Here is a 20,159-nt window from a genome sequence, read left to right on the forward strand (position 1 = left end):
CATGATTTGTATATACAAGTAAGACGCGAAATTGGGCCATTGTCAAGAGGAATGCAGCCATCGGAGGCGTTCCTGGGACCGCAGGCGTCTCGCCTGCATCTTCCTCTCCTGCAGGCGGCCCGTCTCCAAGAGCAGGCGGGACGCCTGCGGTCCCAGGAACGCTTCCCAGCTACCCCACCCTGTTCGACTGCCTTCTGTTCTCGATCCGGTAGCGCCCGCCGGGAAGCAGCAATCGCACCGAGGTCACCACGTGATCCGGCGGCTCGACATCCTCGCCCTCCGGCGCCGGCGCGCCGATCCAGCCCGTCGCCCAGGTGCGGCGGCGGATCAACAGACAGGGATCGGCGCGCGAAATCGCCAGCAGCTTGCACTCCCAGGGCTGGGGCAGCACGGCCTCGATGCGATGCTCCGCCTCGCTCCAGGGCACCACGGCACTCAGCACCTCGTTGGGCGTCAGTTTCGAGAAATCCGCCGTCAGATAGTCCGGCACCACCAGGGGATTGACGAAGCGATCCTCGAGCTGGATCGGCACGTCATTCTCGCAATGCACAATGATCGAGTGAAAAACCGGGCTGCCGAGCGTCAATTCGAGGAGATCGGCCACATCCGGCGTCGCCTTGAGCGTATCGAGGAGCAGCACCTGCGCGGTGTAATCATGGCCGCGACCGCGGATCTCGTCGGCGATGTTGCTGACGGCGAAGACATCCGAACGGCTATTGCCGCCGGCCACGAAGGAGCCCCGGCCCTGCATGCGCACCAGCACGCCTTCCAGGCTCAGCTCGCGCAGCGCCCGGTTGACCGTCATGCGGCTGACGCCAAGCTGCTCGACCAGCTCGCTCTCGGAGGGAATGCGATGCTCCGGTGGCCATTCGCCGCTGCGCACACGCGTCAGGATATGCTGCTTCACCTCGGCATAGAGCGGTGTGGGGGCGATATCCGGCTTCTTTTCCGGCACCATGCTCATATTTGCAGCATCCTTCAAAAAAGAGTCACGCCAGCATCGCTCTGTGCTTGCACCTTCTGAAAAATTATGTATAGAGCTTATACATACAAGTTGCGCACACATCGGTACCAAATATGCCCGATTCTCGTCCTCAACTCCAGAGCGCTCATGGCCTGCATGCAAGCAGGGCCCTTCTGCCGGATGGCTGGGCGGAGAATGTGCGTATCGAAATCGACGGGGCGGGCCTGATCACCGCAGTGAAGCCGAATGCGCCCTCCGACGGGGCCGAGATCGCCGCCGGACCGGTGGTACCGACCCTGCCCAACCTCCACTCCCACGCCTTCCAGCGCGCCATGGCCGGCCTTGCCGAGGTTTCCGGCGCCGGCAATGACAGTTTCTGGACCTGGCGCGAGGAGATGTACCGCACGGTCGGCGAGATCACGCCCGAGGATGCGCAGGCGATCGCCACGAGGCTCTATGTCGATCTCCTGAAATCCGGCTTCGGCGCGATCGCCGAGTTCCACTACCTCCACCACGACAAGTCCGGCGCCCTTTATGCCGACCGCGCCGAAACGTCGAAGCGCATCCTCGCCGCCGCTGAGGCCAGCGGCATCGGCATGACGCTGCTGCCCGTGTTCTACGCCCACGCCAATTTCGGCGGCATCGCGCCGCATGAGGGCCAGCGCCGCTTCATCCACGATGTCGACGGCTTCGAGAGGCTGATGGGCGAGCTCGGCCCGGCCTGCGGCCAGGCCGGCGCCACGCTCGGATACGCCTTCCATTCGCTGCGCGCCGCCACGCCGGAAGAGATGAACACGCTGCTGGCGAGCCTGCCCAACAGCGGCCCGCTCCACATCCACATCGCCGAGCAGCAGAAGGAAGTGGATGATTCCATCGCGTGGAGCGGCAAGCGCCCGATGCAATGGCTGTTCGACCATATGCCCGTAGACGAGCGTTGGTGCCTGATCCACGCGACCCATGCCAACCCGACCGAGGTCGAGCGCATGGCGGCGAGCGGCGCCGTGGCGGGCCTCTGCCCGGCGACGGAAGCCAATCTCGGTGACGGCATCTTCGAGGCGGTCGCCTATCGCGGCAGGCAGGGGCGCCTCGGCATCGGCACCGACAGCCATATCTCGACCAGCGTCGCCGAGGAACTACGCACGCTCGAATATTCGCAGCGCCTGCGCGACGAGCGGCGCAACCGCCTCGCCGATGGTCCGCACCGCTCCGTCGGCCGCGACATCTATGACGCGGCACTGGCCGGCGGCGCCCAGGCGCTCGGCCAGCCGATCGGTGCGATCGCGCCCGGCAAGCTGGCCAGCCTCGTTGTTCTGGACGGCGATGACGCTTTTATAGACACCGCCAAAAATGACGCCATACTCGATCGGTGGCTGTTCGCACTCGGCGACCGAGCGGTGAGGGATGTCATGGTGGCGGGGCAGTGGCGCATCCGCGAGGGTCGCCACGACCAGGACGAAACCATCAACGCGGCGTTCAAGACCGCGATCAGAAAACTAGCCCGCCACTGAGGCGGGCTGGAAAGACAACGTGAACCCACAGGGGACCAAACCATGAGAAAGATCCTCATATCCACCGCGCTGCTGGCGCTCGCCACCTTCGTGGCTGCGCCCGCCGTGCAGGCCAAGGACTGGAAGACCGTCACCATCGGTCTGGAAGGCGCCTATGAGCCCTGGAACCTGACCAAGCCCGACGGCACGATGGACGGATTCGAAATCGATCTGGCCAACGATCTGTGCAAGCGTATGAAAGTCGAGTGCAAGTTCATCGCCCAGGATTGGGATGGCATGATCGCCGGCCTCAATGCCGGCAAGTTCGACGTGATCATGGACGCCATGTCGATCACGCCCGAGCGCGAACAGCAGGTCGGCTTCTCGCGTCCCTACGCTCAGACCCCCGCCGGCTTTGCCGGCCTGAAGAGCAGCGACCTCGCCAAGATGGAAGGCACGGGCACCACCGTGACGCTCTCGGCTGATGTCGGCCAAGACAACCCGGCCATCGTCGCACTGCGCAAGGCCCTGACCGGCAAGACCATCGGCATCCAGACCGCCACCGTCTACACCGATTTCATCAAGAAGAACTTCGGTGATGTCGCCACCGTCACCGAGTACAAGACCTCGCCCGAGCATGATCTCGATGTCACCGCCGGCCGCATCGACGTCGCATTCGACGACGACACCTATTTCACCTCGGCCTTCTCCAAGCCGGGCAATGACCAGATGACGCTGGTCGGCCCGCAGATCGCCGGCGTGATCTGGGGCAAGGGCATCGGCCCAGCCTTCCGCAAGTCCGATACGGACCTGCGCGACATGTTCGACAAGGCCATCGGCGAAGCAACTGCCGACGGCACCCTGAAGAAGCTCAGCATGAAGTGGTTCAAGCTGGACGTGACGCCCGTCGCGACCAACTAAGGCCCGGGCGCAAGGCCCTCCCCATTCGGGGAGGGCCTCTTGGCAATGCCGGCGCTAACACCGGTTCTCATGTCGGTTCTCCTGGATGGGGACAGCGATGACCGATGCAATGCCCCATGGGTGGATCGGCCCATATCTTGCACTCCAGATCGCATGCCTTGCTGGGCCGCCTGACTTCGCTGGCCTGCCCTGGAGCAAAACGCGTTTAGGCGTAAACACTTCTTTGCTCTAACCCCTTGTTTCGACGCGTCTTTGCGATTCTTGGCGATGCCGCCAAATCGCAAAACGCTTTAGAGCAAAACGCGTTTAGGCGGAAACGCTTCTTTGCTCCAACTCTTTGTTTCGACGCGTCTTTGCGATTCCTGGCGATGCCGCCAAATCGCAAAACGCTTTAGAGGAGAGCCCGACCGTGGATATCTTCAGCACCCTGATCGAAAGGGTGACCTATCTCGTTTCGCTACTTGGCTTCGGCCAGAACGGATGGGGCCTTTATTTGCTCGGCGGCGCAATCATGACGGTTGCGGTCACGCTGACCGCCATGATCATCGGCGCGATCGTCGGCTCCTTCGTGACCTGGGCCAAGCTCTCGGACAACCTGCCGGTGAAGCTGCTCGGCAATGCCTATACCGTCGTCCTGCGCGGCGCGCCGGAACTGCTCATCATCTACATGGTGTATTTCGGCGGGGTGGTCGACATCATCGGCAACACGCTCGGTGCTTTCGGCCTGGGTGACAGCAACATCATCAACTCCTTCCTCGCGGGAGCGCTGGGCGTCGGCCTGATCTCGGCCGCCTATCAGACCGAAGTCTTTCGCGGTGCCTACACGGCGATCAGCAAGGGCGAGATCGAGGCGGCACGCGCCATCGGCATGCCACGCTTCATGCGTTTCCGCCGCATCATCGCGCCACAGATCATGCGCTTCGCCATTCCTGGCCTTGGCAATGTCTTTCAGCTCAGCGTCAAGGATTCGGCTCTGATCTCAGTCACCGGCCTGGTCGAGATCATGAATGCCAGTAACAAGGCGGCGGGCTCGACCAAGCAATTCTTCCTGTTCTTCATCGTGGGCGCCTGCCTTTATCTCGTCCTGACCAGCTTCTCGACCCGGTTCTTCAATGCCGGTGAGCGCTATGTCGGCAAGAGCTTCCGCCGCCCGGTGGGGATGTAGGTGCAGCCATGGACAGCAATTTTCTCATCACGACCTTCCAGCAGATCCTCAACGTGCTCCCTACCACCCTGGCGCTCTTCGCCCTCTCCGTGCCCATCGGCGCCGTGTTCGCGGTTTTCATCCTGTGGATGCGGATGAGCGCCAACCCGATCCTGTCCGGTTTTGCCAAGACCTACATCTTCTTCTTCCGCGGCACGCCGCTGCTGATCCAGATGTTCCTGATCTTCTACGGCCTGGCACAGTTCCAGTTCTTCCACCTGCCGATGTTCTGGGTCATCCTGGCGAACCGGTTCTGGACCACCGTTATGTGCCTGGCCTTCTGCACCGCCGCCTATTCGGCCGAGATTTTCCGCGGCGGCCTGCTGGCTGTGCCCTCCAAGGAAATCGAAGCGGGCCGCGCCATCGGTATGTCGGGCTTCAAGCTCCTGCGCCGGATCGTTGCTCCGAGCGCCCTGCGCCAGGCCCTGCCGGCCTATTCCACCGAAGTGGTGCTGATGCTTAAATCCACCTCGCTCGCCGGCCTGCTCGGCGTGGTTGAAATGACGGGTATCGCCCAGAAGATCGGCCGCCAGACCTTGCATGAAGTGCTGACCTTGTGCCTGGCCGGCATCGTCTACCTCGTGGTTGGCTTCCTCATCATCCTGCTGCTCGGCTGGTTCGAGCGCCTGCTTTCCCCCCATCTTCGCGTCATGCCGCCCAGTGCGCAGACACCCCGCACGATCGTCGGCTGAAAGGAACCATGATGGCCGCCTCCAGCGAAATCGCCCTCAGCGTCAAGAATATCCATAAGTCCTTCGGCAATCACGAGGTGCTCAAGGGCATCTCGCTCGATGCGCATGAAGGCGACGTGATCTCGATCCTCGGTGCCTCCGGCTCGGGCAAGAGCACGTTCCTGCGCTGCATCAACCTGCTCGAAACGCCGGACGAGGGCGAGATCGTCGTCGCCGGCGAGAAGCTCGAAATGCGCCGCAACAAGACGGGCCACCTCGCGCCCGCCAACGGCAAGCAGGTGGATCGCATCCGGTCCGAACTCGGCATGGTGTTCCAGAGCTTCAATCTCTGGTCGCACATGACCATCCTGCAGAACCTGATCGAAGGCCCCGTACATGTGCTCAAGCGCCCCAAGGCCGAGTGCATCGAGGAAGCCGAGGCACTGCTGCAGCGCGTGGGCCTGGCGGAGCGGCGCAACTATTACCCCTCGCACCTGTCGGGCGGCCAGCAGCAGCGCGCCGCCATCGCCCGTGCCCTGGCGATGAAGCCCAAGGTCATGCTGTTCGACGAGCCGACCTCCGCGCTCGATCCGGAACTCGTCGGCGAAGTGCTGCGCGTGATGCGCGGCCTTGCCGAGGAAGGCCGCACCATGCTGGTGGTCACACACGAAATGGGCTTTGCCCGCAACGTCTCCAACCGCGTGCTCTTCCTGCACAAGGGCGAGGTGGAAGCGGACGGATCGCCGGATGAATTGTTCAAGGAGATGAAGTCGGAACGGTTCAAGCAGTTCATCTCGAACCAGCAGCATCATTGAGGTGCAGACTTAGAAAGTCGGGCGCGAAAGCCTCCCCCACGAAGCTGGGGGAGGTGTCATTGCGAAGCAATGACGGAGGGGGTGTGGGTGGAAAGAGGCGCAGGAAGCTCGACTGACGCGTCCGCTTCCCGCACCCCTTTCTGGCCACACCCCCTCCGAGCCGACTTCGTCGGCCCACCTCCCCCAGCTTCGTGGGGGAGGCTCACGTCGCGCCTCTTTTCAGTAAGTTATCCATGCCCATCACCCTCGACCGCCCCCTCACCTGGCAGCAAGCTGCCGCCGTCGCCGCCGGCGAGCCCCTTGTCCTCTCCGAGGCCGCCTGGCAGCGCCTTGCCCATGCCCGTGCCATCGTCGACGCCATCGTCGAACGCGGCATCCTCGCCTATGGCGTGAACACCGGCGTCGGTGGGCTTGCCAATGTCATCGTCGACAGGCCGAAGCAGCGCCAGCTCTCGCGCAATATCATCATGAGCCATGCCGTCGGCGTCGGTGCCCCGCTCGGCAAAGCCGAGACGCGGGCGATCATCACGGCCGCCATCAACAATTACGCGCATGGCCATTCCGGCGTGCGCCCGGCGCTGGTCGAGCAGATGCTGGCCCTCTTGGCGCAGGACTGCATTCCCGAAGTGCCCTCGCTCGGCTCGGTCGGCTATCTCAGCCACATGGCCCATATCGCCCTCGTGCTGATCGGCGAGGGCTTCGCCGTGCATGAAGGCCAGCGCCTTACCGGCGCAGAGGCCCTTGCCCGCATCGGCCGCGTGCCCCTGGTGCTGGAGGCCAAGGAGGGGCTGAGCCTCGTCAACGGCTCGCCCTGCGTCACCGGCCTCTCGGCCCTGGTGCTGGACCGGGCGCATCGCTTGATCAGCTGGACCGATGTCGCGGCGGCGATGAGCTTTGAGAACCTGCGCAGCCAGCCCGTGGCCTTCGAAGCCATCTCGCTCGCTCTGCGTGTCTCCGATGGCATGCAGGAGACCGGCCAGCGCATGCGCGCCTTGCTCGAAGGCAGCGCCATCCTCGCTGCCGCGGCCGGCCGGCAAACCCAGGATTCGCTCAGCCTGCGGGCGGTGCCGCATGTGCATGGCGCCGTGCGCGACGCCCTCGCCACGATCGGCGCCACGGTGGACCAGGAATTCGCCTCCGTCAGCGACAATCCGGCCGTGATGGGCACGCCCGAGGCGCCACAGGTCTATTCCGAAGCCCATGCCGTCGCCCCGCATATCGCGCTCGCCATGGACCAGGCCGGCATCGCCATCGCCGAGCTCGCCGCCATGGCCGAGCGGCGCCTCGATAGGCTGGTCAACCCGCATGTCTCCGGCCTGCCGGCCTTTCTCGCCGCTGACAGCGGCGTCGCCTCGGGCTTCATGATCGCCCAATACACGGCAACCTCGCTGGTCGGCTACAATCGCCGCCTCGCCAGCCCCGCCAGCCTCGACGGCGGCGTCACCTCCGGCCTGCAGGAAGACCACCTCACCCACGCCACGCCCGCCGCGCTGAAAGCCCTGCAGATCCTCGACAATGCCGAGCACATCCTTGCCATCGAGCTGCTCGCCAATGCCCAGGCCTACGACCTCCAGGAAGGCGATCACGCCCGCGCGCCGGGTACGGAAATCTTCTACCGCGATATCCGCAGCGCCATCCCGCCCTACCGCGACGACCGCCCGCTGGCGGGGGATATCGCAGCGGCACGGGGCATTTTGCAGCGGGGGTATGTGGGCAGCGCCTGAGAGAGCCTCAGCCGGCAAAGCGCTTGACCAGCGCCGAGCCCTTGGCCTGGGCGATCTGCCTGGCCGACAGATCCCTGCCGGTGCTCAATCCCTCGACCATGAGATTGCCGCGCAGCGCCGCCGCCTCTCTCTCCTTGGTATAGTCGATCTTGACATGATCCAGGGTCATCAGATGACCGAGCTCATGAGCCCAGGCCCGTCCATTGGCAGCCGTGTTGTAGTACCACTGCACGAAGCTGGCGGGCTCGGGATCGCTGCTCTGATATGAGCCCCCGCCAGCGTTGAGATTTTCGATCGAGTTGACGAGATAGATATGGATCGACTGGTCCTCCGAATGCCGATAAGTGAGAACGCCCAGCAGACGCTTGTCGTCGTTGCGTGAGTCCTTTGCGATATCGAGCGGCGTATCGACGATGCAGTCCTTGATCACGAAGGCGACATTCGCCTTCACCCAGATCCCATTGACCACATCCAGGGCGTCCTTGGCTGAGTCACAGCTCCACTTCGCCGCTTCCGTGACCCCCTTCTCCGCAAAGGGCGTGATGTAGATTGTCAGCGGAATGCTGGGCATGAGGTCCTCCGGCCTTTGAAGATTTCGCGCTCAAGCCCGAACTTTGACGATCGCTCGAACGCTTGGGGCCTGGCTGGCTGTAGGATTGCACGAGTGACGACATCGTGACGGCACCCGGCGGCTTTCCGAGTATAGCGACCTTGCGATCTCATGAGGACTCCCTCAGACCATCCCGGCCGCCTTGCAACCAGGCATATTGAGCCTGTGCGAGACGTTCCACGCTGGGAGCGCGGACGTCTCGTCCGCTCTTGAAGCGAAGAGGTAAGAGAGAACGACGCTGCTCCGGCCGAAGGGGGCGTGACGGCCTTTGGAGCGGCCCCTGACGATTGCTGTGCCCCTTTTTGGCAGGCTCATCGTTTCAAGAGCGGACATCGCGACATGCAAGCATGTCGCTGTGACGTCCGCGCTCCCAGCTTCAGGCCACCGGAAACGGCTCGTCCTCCAGAAAACGCTTCAGCACGTTCCAGGTGATCTTCGAGATATTGTTGTCATAGTTGTTATGGCTGAGCGAGCCGCACCAAGCGATCGAGGCGGTGGCGAAGAGAGCACCACCGGACGGCGTCTCGCCGAAAGCGAGATCGGCGTGGACGCGGGGGTTGACGTCGCCGCCGATATTGGGCGGCACCACGCCGAATTCCTCGTTGACCAGCAGCATCATCGGCGAATGGTCGATCGAGGAGGCCAGGCGCAGCATGTTGGGCGGGGAGCCGAGATCGGTGGCCAGGCAGTCGAGCTCGATGCCGGCCGCGCCGCCGCCGATCAGGCCGAAATCGCCGATAATCTCGTCCGGCACGCCCTCGAAGATGAAGGCGGCTCGCGGGTTGTCGGCATCGGGCGCGCGCCTGTAGGGGCTGGAGACGTCGAAACCCTGGGCGATGAAGCCGACACCGCACATCACGTTGGGCGCCCGGCCGATGCGGCGCCACAGGCCGCCGAACTCGCCATTGAAGGACTGGTAATATTCGCCGGGCTCGGCGATCCAGGTGCGGATGCCGTCCTCCGCCCGGCGCAGCTCCATCACGCCCGGCAGGCTCTGGTGCCAGGCAATGCGCCAGTACCAGCCATTGCCGCCCATGTACATCAGCCGCCCGCCGCGATCGATCCAGGCCTTCATGGCGTCCCACATGCAGGTGGAATGATATTCGGGATGCGTGCCGGTGATCACCACCTGGTAGTGGCGCAGCAGTTCATAGCCGTCGGCATGCAGGTCCTCGTCGGTGATGACGTCGTAGTCGATGCCCTTGTGATCGAGCCAATCATAGAGGTGGGTATCGGCATTGTACTGGTAGAGCGCCGAGCCATGGCCGCCGAGCCAGGAATGGTAGCGCGGCGAGAAGTTCAGCACCGGGCGCAGGCGGCTGGAATAGGCGACGCCCGAGCCGTCGGTATGGCAGTCATAGAGCGAGCCGCCGAGTTCGGGATGCTCATAGAGATAGACATCGGAATGGCCGAAGGTGAGCAGGCGGTTCATGGCGAGCTCGGCGCCCCGCGCCGTGATGTGCTCGCCGTGATTGGCATAGGCGATGTAGGAGGCGGTGGGCGCCAACATCACCACTTTCGGGCGCGAGCCCGGCCTGGGCTGGCGGGGCGGGCGCACGAAGAAGGCGAGATAGTTCTCGCGCGTCACCGTCTCGTCGCTCTCGCCGCAGGTGACATGCAGGGCATAAGGGCCGCTTTTCAGGTCCTCTGGGATGGTCAGGCTGACGGACGTCTCCCAGCCCGCCTCGTAGAGGTCGTCATGGTGGAAATGAATGGCACCGTAATGCTCGGGCTTGCGGTTGAAATCATGCTCCTCGCCCGTCCAGTTCCAGCCCTTCATGCCGCGCGTCGGCAGATGCACGAGATCGCCGTGGCGACCGGAGGGACCGACGTCGACAGCCCGTATCGAGCTGATTTCCCTGGAGAAATCCCAGGCGGCGATGATATGGGCCTTGAGGGTTGCAGGCCGTGGCGGGAGCAGGAGCGCCTGGTGCGTATGCGACGGATGGAAGCCCGACGATATGATTGGCCCATCTATTTTGCCGTCGAAATGATCGCCTACCGTGCCATCGTTCAGAGGGCATCCGGCCAGGAAAAAGGGAGCTTCGACCTCGGGCAGGGCGATATCGATGACGGACTCTTCATAGCCGGCATCGAATGTGTGGGCATAAGGCTGCACGGGGCGCTGGGACAGCATCACCCGCTTGGCATGCGGATCGATGGCGAAAGCGACGGCGTACCATTGGCGCCCCAGCATGGCATCATGCAGCGAGACCAGCGCCTCGCGTCCGCTGCCGTCGGCGACCGCCACGGCGAGCTGGCCGCCCTCCTTCATGAACAGGCGAAAGCCGCGTCCCGTCACCGGGTCCCATTGCGCCGCGATGGTCTGAGGCCCACGCGACAGCAGGGTCGGCCAGAGCATGGCGAAGAAGGTGAAGGCGCCCTTGCCGAGCGGCGGCACGCTCGCCGCTTTCATATAGGAGCCGGCGTCGATGCGCTGCGGCTTGCCGGCATGGCGCCCGTCGATCGCCGTCGGCACATGCGGGAATTTGAGCCCGGGCCCCTCTGGATTGCAGTCGCCATGCACGACACGCACCAGCCGCGCCTCGAAGCTCTTTCCCTCCTCCAGCGAGATCTTGAAGGCGATGGTCTCGCCGGGAGCGACGGAGTAGCGATCGGGATAGCCGGTAATCTTCAGCATGGGGGTGGCTCGGCGACAGGGGTGAAGGGAATCGGCATTCGAAGAGATGCGGAACCCAAAAGGGTAAGGCGGGACGCAGTCCTTCCCCGACTGCGGGGAAGGTGGCGCGGAGCGCCGGAAGGGGGAGAGTGGCGCGGCATAAGAGACCGTTCAGGTCGCGCCACCCTCCCCCACCCGACCTCGCTCATGCTCGGCCACCCTCCCCGAAGACGGGGAGGGATTGTCGCGCCCTTCTGGTCCCGCTGATGAGACATCAGCTTCTGACTTGTCTTCATGCTTGTACGGCAGGTTGATGCTTTCGCCCGTGAGCAGCCGCCAGCGGCGGCGAAAGATCTCCCACTCCGCCTCCTCGCGGCTGGTGAAAACAGGCTCATCCTCGAACTCGATGGGATCGCGCCGGTCGGGCGGCATTGTCGCCAGCACCCATTCGGCGAAGGGCTTGCGGCAGAACAGGATGATTTGGTTGCCGCTCGGATCCTGGCGCATGATGTGCAGCACGCGCTGAAGGCCCGGGCTGTGCCGGCCGATCGGGCATTGCCGGAATTCCTCGATATACTGGCGATCTCTCGCGGGATCGATCTTGTACATGGGATGCCCCTAAGCAAGATGTATTCAGGCTGAAACGCTCTTCCAGTTTAACGCATTGAAAAATAAACGTTTTGCGATTCCTGGTGATTCCGTTTCAAAGTAATATGCCCTCAGGCTGGGATGGTCTCTTCATCGATGAGATCGCGGACCCTGCGCAGGTCCGTGATGACGTGGTCGGCACCCTCGATGCCTCCGCCGGCCGGGGCATAGAAAGCCGTCACCAGGCCTGCGCCGGTCGCCGATGAGAAGCCGGCAAAACTATCCTCGACCGCCAGCACCTCCCCGGGCGCCAGGCCGAAACGGTGGCAGGCCTGCGCATAAGGCTCGGGATCGGGCTTGCCGCGCTCGACGTCGTCCAGGCTGATCGAAAAATCGAGATAGCCGGCAATGCCGAGCGCCTCGACATTGGCATCGACGATACGACGGCTGGAGTTGGAGACGCAGCCCTGCCGGATGCCCGCCGCTGCGAGGGCCTTCACTGTCTCCAGCGCGCCGTCCATCACCCTGATGCCCGCGCGCTTTTCGACATAGGTATCGATGATGGCCTCCTGCCAGGCTTCCTCGGACGTATCCGGGGAGAAGCGGCCTTTCAGTTCGGCCCAGACGTCCCCCATATGCACGCCGCGAAAATGATCGGGCGGGAGATCGGAAATGTCGGCGCCGAAGTGCTGGCACACCTCGAACAGGACTTTCTCATGCAACGGCTCACTGTCCGCCAGGGTGCCGTCAATATCCCAGGCTACGGCCTTCACGCTCATGCTGTCGTTCCGCGAAGTTGTTGATAAAGCGCGCGAAAGCTCTCATAGCCGCGCGCATAAACAGATCGGTTCGAAGCCTGCGGCTCGATGCGGTCGCGAAGGCTGATGAACCCTGACACGCCCGCCCAGTCCTCGGCAAGCCCGCTGCCGACAGCCGCCGTCCAGGCCGCGCCGAGGCAGGAGCCGGGATGGCCCGAAAGCCGCTGCAGGGGCACCTGCAGCACGTCGGCGACGATCTGCATCCACACCGAGCTGTTGGAGCCGCCATCCGAAACGAGAAAATTGGTGGTGGCATGGCCCATGTCCCGAAGCACCTCGACGTGGTGGCGGACGGCATAGGCATAGGCCTCCAGGAGCGCTCGCCACAGATGCGGCAGGCCGCTCGACAGGCTGAGACCGCTGAAGGTAGCGCGAATGGCGGGATCGTGGATCGGCGTCTTCTCGCCGAGGAAATAGGGCAGCACCTGCACGCCCTCGGCGCCGGCGGGAATCGCCGCCGCCAGGCGGTCGAGATATTGGTGGAGCGTGAGGCCTGCCTTTGCCGCTGCCTCGCGCTCACCGCCTGCGAAGGTCTGGACGAACCAGTTCAGGCCGGAGCCACCCGTCGCCATGCAGCCATTGGGCATGTAGAGGCCTGGCACGAGGTGATAGTCGAGATAGAGGCGCGGATCCGGCGCCACCGTGTCGGAGGCGATCAGCACGTCGACCGAGCCGCCGAATTTCAGGAGCACGTCGCCGGGCGCGAGCACGCCGGCACAGAGGGCCGAGGCGATATGGTCGGCGGCCCCGCCCACCACCGGGATGCCGGCGGGAAGGCCTGTCGCGGCCGCAGCCTCAGGCGTGACCTTGCCCAGAATGGCATGCGAAAGGCTGCGCGATGGCACCACGGAACGCGGGATATGGGCGAGCGCCACGAGATCGTCGGCGATGGCATCGGTGGCGACATCGGTGAAGCCGGCTTCCAGCGCCCAGTTCTGCTCCACTGCCTTGATGCCGGTGAGCTGCCAGTTGACGTAATCGTAAGAGCCGAACACGGTGGCGATGCGCCGGAAGGCCTGGGGCTCATGCCTCTCCAGCCAGCGGAGCTTGGCCGTCACCAGCTGCTGGTTGATGCCGTTGCCGGCGCGGGCAAGGAACCCGGCCTCCGGGATCTCGGCGGCAAGTTCGGCGACCTCAGCCCCGCAGCGCCCATCGCTCTGCTGGATCGAGGGGCGGATCAACTCATCCCTGCCGTCGAGCAGCACCACGGCCGGCAGCATGCCGGTGACGCCGACGGCGGCGATTTCCCCGGGCGCGATACCGCTTGCCGTGATCAGCTCGCGCGTGATGCCACAGGCATTGTCCCACCATTGCTTTGGGTCCTCCTCGGCCCAGCCGGGATGGGGCGCGCACAGCGTCACCGGCCGCGAGGCGAGGCCGAGCACCTGGTCCGGCAGGCGGATCAGGATGCCGATGGTGGAGGTCGTGCCGATATCGAGGCCGAGGACACAGGGCATTGGTGATCCTGGGAGCGCGGACATCCTGTCCGCTCTTGGAAACGCGGCGCTTGCAGGAAGGAAGAGCGGACATCGCCGCCACATCGAATGAATTCGATATGGCTGAAATCCGCGCTCCCAGGATCACACCAGCGGCGCGACCTTGTCCATGAAGCGCTTCACCCGCGCCGGATCGACCGGGTTCCAGGTGTTACCGTCGACCTTCAGCGAGGTCCCCACGATCACCCCGGAGGCGACCGACAGCACATCCCGCACATTGTCGGGGTTGACCCCGGTATTCGCGAAGACGGGCACCTCGGTCACCGTCTCCGCCACCTTGCGCAGATCCGCCGCCGCGGCCGGCTGGCCGGTGAGCGGGCCCGAGACCAGGATGGCATCGGCAAGCGAGGAGAACACGGCGCTGCGGGCGCGCAGCTCAATGGGCCTGGTATCGAGGCTCGCCGCGAATTCGGCATTGATGTTGTAGAACAGCTTCAGGTCCTTACGCCCGATCTCGGTGCGCAGCTTGTGGGCATCGGCTGCATTGGGCTGCCACAGGCCCATGTCGGAGGCGAACAGGCCGGTGAAGATCTCGCGGGCGAAGGAGGCACCGGTCGCCCCCGCGATCGCTACCGAGGCGGTGGGGTCCCACAGGAAGTTCACGCCGAAGGGCACCTTCAGCATGGGCTTGAGGGCAGAGATGATGGCTGTCATCGCCACCGCCGATTCCATCGGCGCGGCGAAGCGGTAGGGCCGATCGTTCTCATTGCCGAACATGATGGCGTGCACGCCATTGTCCTGCAGGTTCTCGATATCCCTGGCCATATCATCGATGAGCTTGACCATGCCGCCCTCGGCATCGAAGAGCGGGGCGCCTGGCAGGGCGCCGATATGGGCCATGGCAATCACGGCCTTGCGCCGGGAGCCCAGGAAATCAAAAACCATCGGACGCTCCTGTCAATTCAACGGATCGGGAAAAGTAGCCGGCTCATGACCGGCAAGAATGATCTTCACGCCGGCCCGCTCCAGCGGTTCGGCAAGGTGCTCCGGCGGGGCCTTGTCGGTCACCAGCACATGGATCTGGTGGAAGGGGGCGACTTGCACCAGCGAGCGGTGATCGAACTTGCTGGCGTCGCACAGCACCACCACCTGACCAGCCCGCTCCATGAAGGCACGTTTGATCTCGGCATCCTCGAGCGTGTAGTCGAAGATGCCCTGCGTCGTCAGGCCGGAGACGCCGAGGAAGACGGTGTCGAGCCAGAGGGTGGAGAGCTGCGAACTCGCCATCGGTCCGCATACCGAGAACTCGCTGGGCCGGATCAGGCCGCCGAGCGCATAGACCGGGCTCTTGCCGCCGGCGAGCAGGCCGGCCGTGCGCAGATTGCTGCAGAAGAGGCGCAGGCCCGACATGTCGATGAGCTCGCGCGCGAAACGATGCGTGGTGCTGCCGGTGTCGATGCCGATGGTCTGGCCCGCATGCACCAGCCGGGCGGCGGCCTCAGCAATCTGCTGCTTGGCCTCGGCCTCGCGCCGGCCGCGTGCCTCGAAGCTCGGCTCGTCGGCGTCGAAGGCCGTTTCGGGCGCTCGGGCCGTGGCGCCGCCATGATCGCGGCTGATCAGCCCGCTCTCGGCCAGGCGGTCGAGATCGCGCCGGATGGTCATCTCCGAGACCTGAAGCTCCGCCGCCGCATCGGACACGTTGATATAGCGGCGCCTGCCGATCATCTGGATCAGCCTGTCGCGCCGCGCCGTGGCCGGAATACGGGAAGCGTTCGTCATCACGGGGGTCATCTGCACTCTCTTCGTCGCTGCCAGCTGCATATCGCTGCCTTTGTAGCGCCCCCGCAGGCCGCATGCATCATGACGGAAACGAACATATTCGATCAAACACTGTAACATCTTCGATCAACTGGCAAGCCCTTTGTCACCCGGCTGGTGGTAGCTCAATCTGATTCTTCGATGCATGACATCCAATAACTCCGACGCCTGTAGTAATTCAGGTCGCAATCTCGTTGCAGATTGAGCAAACTGCCCATCATTTGACACTTGTGCGAACTCGATCGATTGTGTTTCAATATGTTCGATAATTCTGAGCATGCAGGGGTATCGGGATGCGGGATCTGGTTGGGAAACGGGCCATCGTCACCGGCGGCGCTTCCGGCATCGGTGCCGCGATCAGCAGGCATCTGGCGGGTCTCGGCGTCGAGGTCGCCATCGCCGACCTCGACGCCGCGCGTGCGGCAGATCTGGCATCGGCCCTGGGCGAGGGCCATCGCGGCATCGGTGTCGATGTGCGCAAGCGCGCTTCGGTGGAGGCGGCCTTCGCCGCCATCGCCGAGGCCTGGGATGGCTACGACATCCTGATCGGCAATGCCGGCGTCTCCACCATGAACGCGGTCGTCGACCTCACCGACGAGGAGTGGGACTTCAATTTCGACGTCAATGCCCGCGGCATCTTCCTCACCAACCAGGCCGCCGTGCGCCATTTCCTCAAGACGGGGCGCAAGGGCGTGATCGTCAACACGGCCTCGCTCGCCGGCAAGGTCGGCGCGCCGCTGCTCGCCCACTACTCGGCCAGCAAATTCGCGGTGGTGGGCTGGACGCAGGCCATCGCCCGCGAGATGGCGCCGCATGGCATCCGCGTCAACTGCGTCTGCCCGGGCTTCGTGCGCACCTCCATGCAGGAGCGCGAGATCGAATGGGAAGCCAGGCTGCGCGGCATCACGCCCGAAGCCGTCCAGGCCGACTACATCGCGCAGACCCCGCTGGGCCGCATCGAGACCCCCGAAGACATCGCGCCGCTGGTCGCCTTCCTCGCCTCCGACGGCGCCGGCTTCATGACCGGCCAGGCCGTGAACGTGACGGGGGGCGTCTACATGGGGTGAAGAACCTGACCCAAGAATCCGCACCGAACCGAAAGAGGCACAGGCTTTGTCATGCCCGGGCTTGTCCCGGGCATCCAGTTGCCACTTCCGCCAGTGTCAAGGGCCGCTGGATTGCCGGGACAAGCCCGGCAATGACAAAAAGTCGAGGTTCCTCCGATTTGTGATCGGGTGCCGAAGACGAGGAAGCCACTCCTTCTCACAACGTGAAATGCAGCAATTCGGAGAGGACGAGCCCCGCCGCGCCCTTCAGCGCTGCGCGGTCCTCGAGATCACCCATCACCAGTTCAATATCGCCGCCAGGGCGCCAGGGCACGAGTTCGCGGACATGCACAGCGATCGCATCGAGCAAGCGAGGACCGCCTCCGACCACGTCCCCATGCAGGACGATGAAGTTCGGCGCCATGGTCTGCTGCAGATTGGCGATGCCGATGGCGACGTTGCGGGCATAGCGGTCGAGCAGGTCAACCGCGCCGGCAGCACTCTCCTCCACCAGGGCGACAAGGCAGCGCGAATCCAATACCTCGGCCGATGGCAGGCCGGCGATTTCGGCCTCACGGCGCAGCCAGCCCAAGGTGGCGATAGTCTCCCAGCAGCCGCGGCGCCCGCAGCGGCAGACGCCGCCATCCACCTGCACGAAAGTATGGCCGAGTTCGCCGCCGGCGCCGGCCGGGCCGCGATAGAGGTGTCCGTCCAGGAAGAGCGCGCCACCCAGCACTTCGCCCGTATAGATGACGGCGAAATTCCGTTTGCCCCGGCCGATGCCGAACCAGCGGTCGCCGACCAGCAAGGCACGCGGATGGTGATCGACGCGGGTGGTCAGGCCAAAGCGGCGCGTCAGCTCCGCCCCGAGCGGGAAGCCGGCCAGCAAAGGCGCGAGGTTCACGGCGACAATCGAGCCATTGTCCGTGTCGATCATGCCGCCGGCGGCGACGCCGATACCGAGCGGCGGGCGGTGGGCGAGCTTCAGGGTCTGGCTGATCGATGCATAGATCGTCTCAGCCAAGGTTTCGACGCTGGCGGCATCCGGCGGGAAGGCAGCCCGCGCCTCCGCCGTGATGGTGCCGTCGAGCGACACCAGGCAGCACTGCACGCTGTCATGCATCAGGAGGACGGCGCAGATCGGTGCGGCATCCTCGGCGAACCACATGGGCCGGGCCGGCTTGCCGCCGCTCTCCTTCGAGGGCAGCGGATCGTTCTCCACGAGGATACCCTGGTCGATCAGCGGCTGGACGATGCCGCTGATGGTGGCGCGGTTCACGCCGACATGGCGGGCGAGCTCGGCGCGGCTGGTCGGGCCGAGATCGAACAGCACCTGCAATACGCGCCCGCGATTGGCGAGGCCGATGGCCGAGGAGGAGATCAGGCCCCGGTTGCGGCCGCGCGGCCGCGCGGGCTCGTCGAACAGCTCGCTGATTGCCGCCAAGCTCCCCTTATCGCTGTCGGAAGGTCTTCCTTCGGACGCCATGATGACCTGTCCTGCGAGTTCGAGAGATCCACCGGCCTCAGCGGCTCCGGCCGGGCGAATCGACAGCTTGTTTCACGAGGCCTAGCACTGCTGAGCCGGCTCGGCGATGCCACCGCTGCCTTGTCCCCACGCCCGATACCCGACCTTGACGGTATCGTAAGTTTGTGTGAGCATCAAACATACCGAAGAAAACGACAAAACACAAAGATCCGGTTCCGATGCGCCGTTTCGTCCAGGCCCTGTTCGACTGGTCCGACTCGCAAGACCGCCCAGGTTGACGGTGGAGCTGAAAGCCAGCCATCGCCCGCCACCTCAACCGGCACGACAATCAAGAAAACCACCCAAGAAAACGCACCACCAGCAGTTCGACGTCACATCAGAGGAGAATGAGCATGGTTACGACTTCCCTTGTCTCCCGCCGCAGCGTGCTGAAGACCAGCGCTGCCCTGGCCGGCGCCGCCGCGCTCGGCCTCGCGCCCGGACGCGCCTCCGCGCAGGCCAAGACCCTGCGCGTGCTGCTTGCCGGCGACCCCTTCTATTACGCCATCCAGGGCCTTGCCGACGATTTCAAGAAAGAGACCGGCATCGAGCTGCAGATCGAAAGCATCTCGCTGGAGGCGCTGCAGGCCCGCCTCACCTCCTCCTTCATCTCCAACCAGCCGGATGCCGACGTCATCTCGGTGGACCAGATGTGGCTGGGACAATATCTGGAGAGCAAGTGGATCATGCCCCTCAATGATCTCATCAAGGGGGACAAGGACGTCAACATCCAGGATTACGTCCCCGAGGTGCTCTATTCCATGAACACCTGGCGCGGCCAGTTCGGCACGCTGCCGGTGGCGACCTATGGCCAGGCCGTGCTCTACCGCAAGGACTATATCGACAAGGCCGGGGTGAAGATCCCGGATGACGGCTCCTGGAGCTGGTCCGACTATCTCGACATCATCAAGAAGCTGAACGGCCAGGATTTCGACGGCAAGAAGATGGCGGGCACCGTGCTCTCCGGCCAGCAGCCCGCGCCGATCGTGCATATGTACACCCAGCTTGCCGCCAGCTCCGGCGTGCGCTGGTTCAAGCAGTTCCCGACGGGCAGCGCCTGGGATTTCGCGCCCACCATCAACACGCCCGAGAATGTCGAGGCGCTGAAGCTCTTCGCCGAGCTCTACAAGAACTCCCCGCCCGAGGCGATCGGTTACAACTGGTTCGATGCCGGCATGCGTTTCGCCAAGGGCGATGTCGGCATGTTCTACTGGTGGACGCCCTATTCCTATCTCTGCCGCAAGGACGGCTACATGTCCGGCAAGGATTCGGTGATCGCCGACAAGATCGGCATCACCCGCCTGCCCCAGTCGCCCGGCAAGGACCAGGTCGTCTCCATCGGTGGCCACAGCCTTGGTATCCCCTCCAACACCTCCAACAAGGATGGGGCTTGGGCCTTCATCAAATGGGCGACCTCGGCCAAGACCCAGAAGGCCATGGCGCTCTACACCAAATATGGCTACCAGTTCTCCGACTTCGCCCGGCCCTCGCTCTACGCCGATCCCGACCTCATCAAGATCTATCCCTATCTGCCGGCGCAGATCGCCGACCTCAAGCGCGGCAACGGCAAGATCGTGCGCCCACCCTGCCCGGTCTACACCACGCTGGAAGGCATTTACGGCCTCAACCTCAACAAGGTGCTGTCGGGCGATTCGACGCCGGAGGGGGCGCTGAAGGACACCGACTCCTTCTTCACCAACATCCTCACCGGCAACTTCCTGATCCCCTACAAGCAGCCCAGCTATGACGACACGCTCGACGCGACCAAGGCCCTTATGGCCTCCCTCGCCTGAGCGATGCGGCCCGCGCGTCTCTCCCACGCGCGGGCCGTTCTGTTTTTGGTGCGCTTGCAAGCAAGCGAGACCGCCTCTCCATCCAGACAGGATAGGGCGCGACCTGATCCTTCCCCGGC

17 protein-coding genes are annotated in these 20,159 nt (G+C 64.2%); 8 read left to right on the plus strand and 9 right to left on the minus strand.

The features are described from left to right. Positions 1–169: 169 nt before the first annotated feature. The gene (hutC, locus tag QQL24_RS30475) at positions 170–964 is read right to left on the minus strand and encodes a histidine utilization transcriptional repressor HutC (RefSeq protein WP_431310775.1); all 795 of its coding nucleotides are present in this window, start codon (positions 962–964) and stop codon (positions 170–172) included. A gap of 113 nt (positions 965–1,077) precedes the next feature. Between hutC and QQL24_RS30480 the strand changes: the two genes are divergently transcribed. From QQL24_RS30480 to QQL24_RS30505, 6 genes are all read left to right on the plus strand, one after another. After that, positions 1,078–2,472 carry a formimidoylglutamate deiminase gene (locus QQL24_RS30480; protein WP_284316062.1) on the plus strand — a complete coding sequence of 465 codons (1,395 nt, stop codon included), beginning with the start codon at positions 1,078–1,080 and terminating at the stop codon, positions 2,470–2,472. A gap of 42 nt (positions 2,473–2,514) precedes the next feature. Then, entirely contained in the window at positions 2,515–3,372 is an 858-nt protein-coding gene (locus tag QQL24_RS30485) for a transporter substrate-binding domain-containing protein (RefSeq protein WP_284316063.1), read from the plus strand. 415 nt (positions 3,373–3,787) lie between these two features. Then, positions 3,788–4,537 (plus strand): ABC transporter permease, encoded by a 750-nt coding sequence (locus QQL24_RS30490; protein WP_284316292.1) that lies wholly within the window; start codon positions 3,788–3,790, stop codon positions 4,535–4,537. An 8-nt stretch (positions 4,538–4,545) separates the two neighbouring features. Further along, the gene (locus QQL24_RS30495; RefSeq protein ID WP_284316064.1) at positions 4,546–5,268 is read left to right on the plus strand and encodes an ABC transporter permease; all 723 of its coding nucleotides are present in this window, start codon (positions 4,546–4,548) and stop codon (positions 5,266–5,268) included. An 11-nt stretch (positions 5,269–5,279) separates the two neighbouring features. Continuing rightward, complete coding sequence (locus QQL24_RS30500; protein ID WP_284316065.1) at positions 5,280–6,062, plus strand: ABC transporter ATP-binding protein; 783 nt, start codon at positions 5,280–5,282, stop codon at positions 6,060–6,062. Positions 6,063–6,295: 233 nt separating this feature from the next. Further along, positions 6,296–7,786 (plus strand): HAL/PAL/TAL family ammonia-lyase, encoded by a 1,491-nt coding sequence (locus tag QQL24_RS30505; RefSeq protein WP_284316066.1) that lies wholly within the window; start codon positions 6,296–6,298, stop codon positions 7,784–7,786. Positions 7,787–7,793: 7 nt separating this feature from the next. Here QQL24_RS30505 and QQL24_RS30510 read toward each other — a convergent pair whose 3' ends face one another. The 7 genes from QQL24_RS30510 to QQL24_RS30540 form a co-directional block, all read right to left on the minus strand. Beyond that, positions 7,794–8,357 carry a hypothetical protein gene (locus tag QQL24_RS30510; RefSeq protein ID WP_284316067.1) on the minus strand — a complete coding sequence of 188 codons (564 nt, stop codon included), beginning with the start codon at positions 8,355–8,357 and terminating at the stop codon, positions 7,794–7,796. 415 nt (positions 8,358–8,772) lie between these two features. Continuing rightward, positions 8,773–11,037, minus strand: a complete 2,265-nt coding sequence (locus tag QQL24_RS30515; protein WP_284316068.1) for a N,N-dimethylformamidase beta subunit family domain-containing protein — start codon at positions 11,035–11,037, stop codon at positions 8,773–8,775. A gap of 150 nt (positions 11,038–11,187) precedes the next feature. Beyond that, positions 11,188–11,625, minus strand: a complete 438-nt coding sequence (locus tag QQL24_RS30520) for a N,N-dimethylformamidase alpha subunit family protein (RefSeq protein WP_284316069.1) — start codon at positions 11,623–11,625, stop codon at positions 11,188–11,190. 110 nt (positions 11,626–11,735) lie between these two features. Continuing rightward, complete coding sequence (locus QQL24_RS30525) at positions 11,736–12,383, minus strand: HAD family hydrolase (RefSeq protein WP_284316070.1); 648 nt, start codon at positions 12,381–12,383, stop codon at positions 11,736–11,738. After that, a complete protein-coding gene (locus QQL24_RS30530) occupies positions 12,380–13,879 on the minus strand; it encodes an FGGY-family carbohydrate kinase (protein ID WP_284316071.1) in 1,500 nt (499 codons plus the stop codon). The genes QQL24_RS30525 and QQL24_RS30530 overlap by 4 nt, the downstream gene beginning before the upstream one ends. Positions 13,880–14,002: 123 nt before the next feature. Next, positions 14,003–14,803, minus strand: a complete 801-nt coding sequence (locus QQL24_RS30535; protein WP_284316072.1) for a BtpA/SgcQ family protein — start codon at positions 14,801–14,803, stop codon at positions 14,003–14,005. 12 nt (positions 14,804–14,815) lie between these two features. Next, positions 14,816–15,649 (minus strand): DeoR/GlpR family DNA-binding transcription regulator, encoded by an 834-nt coding sequence (locus tag QQL24_RS30540; protein ID WP_284316073.1) that lies wholly within the window; start codon positions 15,647–15,649, stop codon positions 14,816–14,818. A 320-nt stretch (positions 15,650–15,969) separates the two neighbouring features. Here QQL24_RS30540 and QQL24_RS30545 point away from each other — a divergent pair, with 320 nt between their 5' ends. Then, complete coding sequence (locus tag QQL24_RS30545; RefSeq protein WP_284316074.1) at positions 15,970–16,743, plus strand: SDR family NAD(P)-dependent oxidoreductase; 774 nt, start codon at positions 15,970–15,972, stop codon at positions 16,741–16,743. 196 nt (positions 16,744–16,939) lie between these two features. Here QQL24_RS30545 and QQL24_RS30550 read toward each other — a convergent pair whose 3' ends face one another. Next, positions 16,940–18,208 (minus strand): ROK family transcriptional regulator, encoded by a 1,269-nt coding sequence (locus QQL24_RS30550; RefSeq protein WP_284316075.1) that lies wholly within the window; start codon positions 18,206–18,208, stop codon positions 16,940–16,942. A 392-nt stretch (positions 18,209–18,600) separates the two neighbouring features. Here QQL24_RS30550 and QQL24_RS30555 point away from each other — a divergent pair, with 392 nt between their 5' ends. Next, on the plus strand, positions 18,601–20,040 hold the full coding sequence (locus QQL24_RS30555; RefSeq protein WP_284316076.1) for an extracellular solute-binding protein: 1,440 nt from the start codon (positions 18,601–18,603) through the stop codon (positions 20,038–20,040). Positions 20,041–20,159: the final 119 nt, after the last annotated feature.

It is taken from the genome of Labrys miyagiensis (assembly GCF_030160835.1).
Lineage (GTDB): Bacteria > Pseudomonadota > Alphaproteobacteria > Rhizobiales > Labraceae > Labrys > Labrys miyagiensis.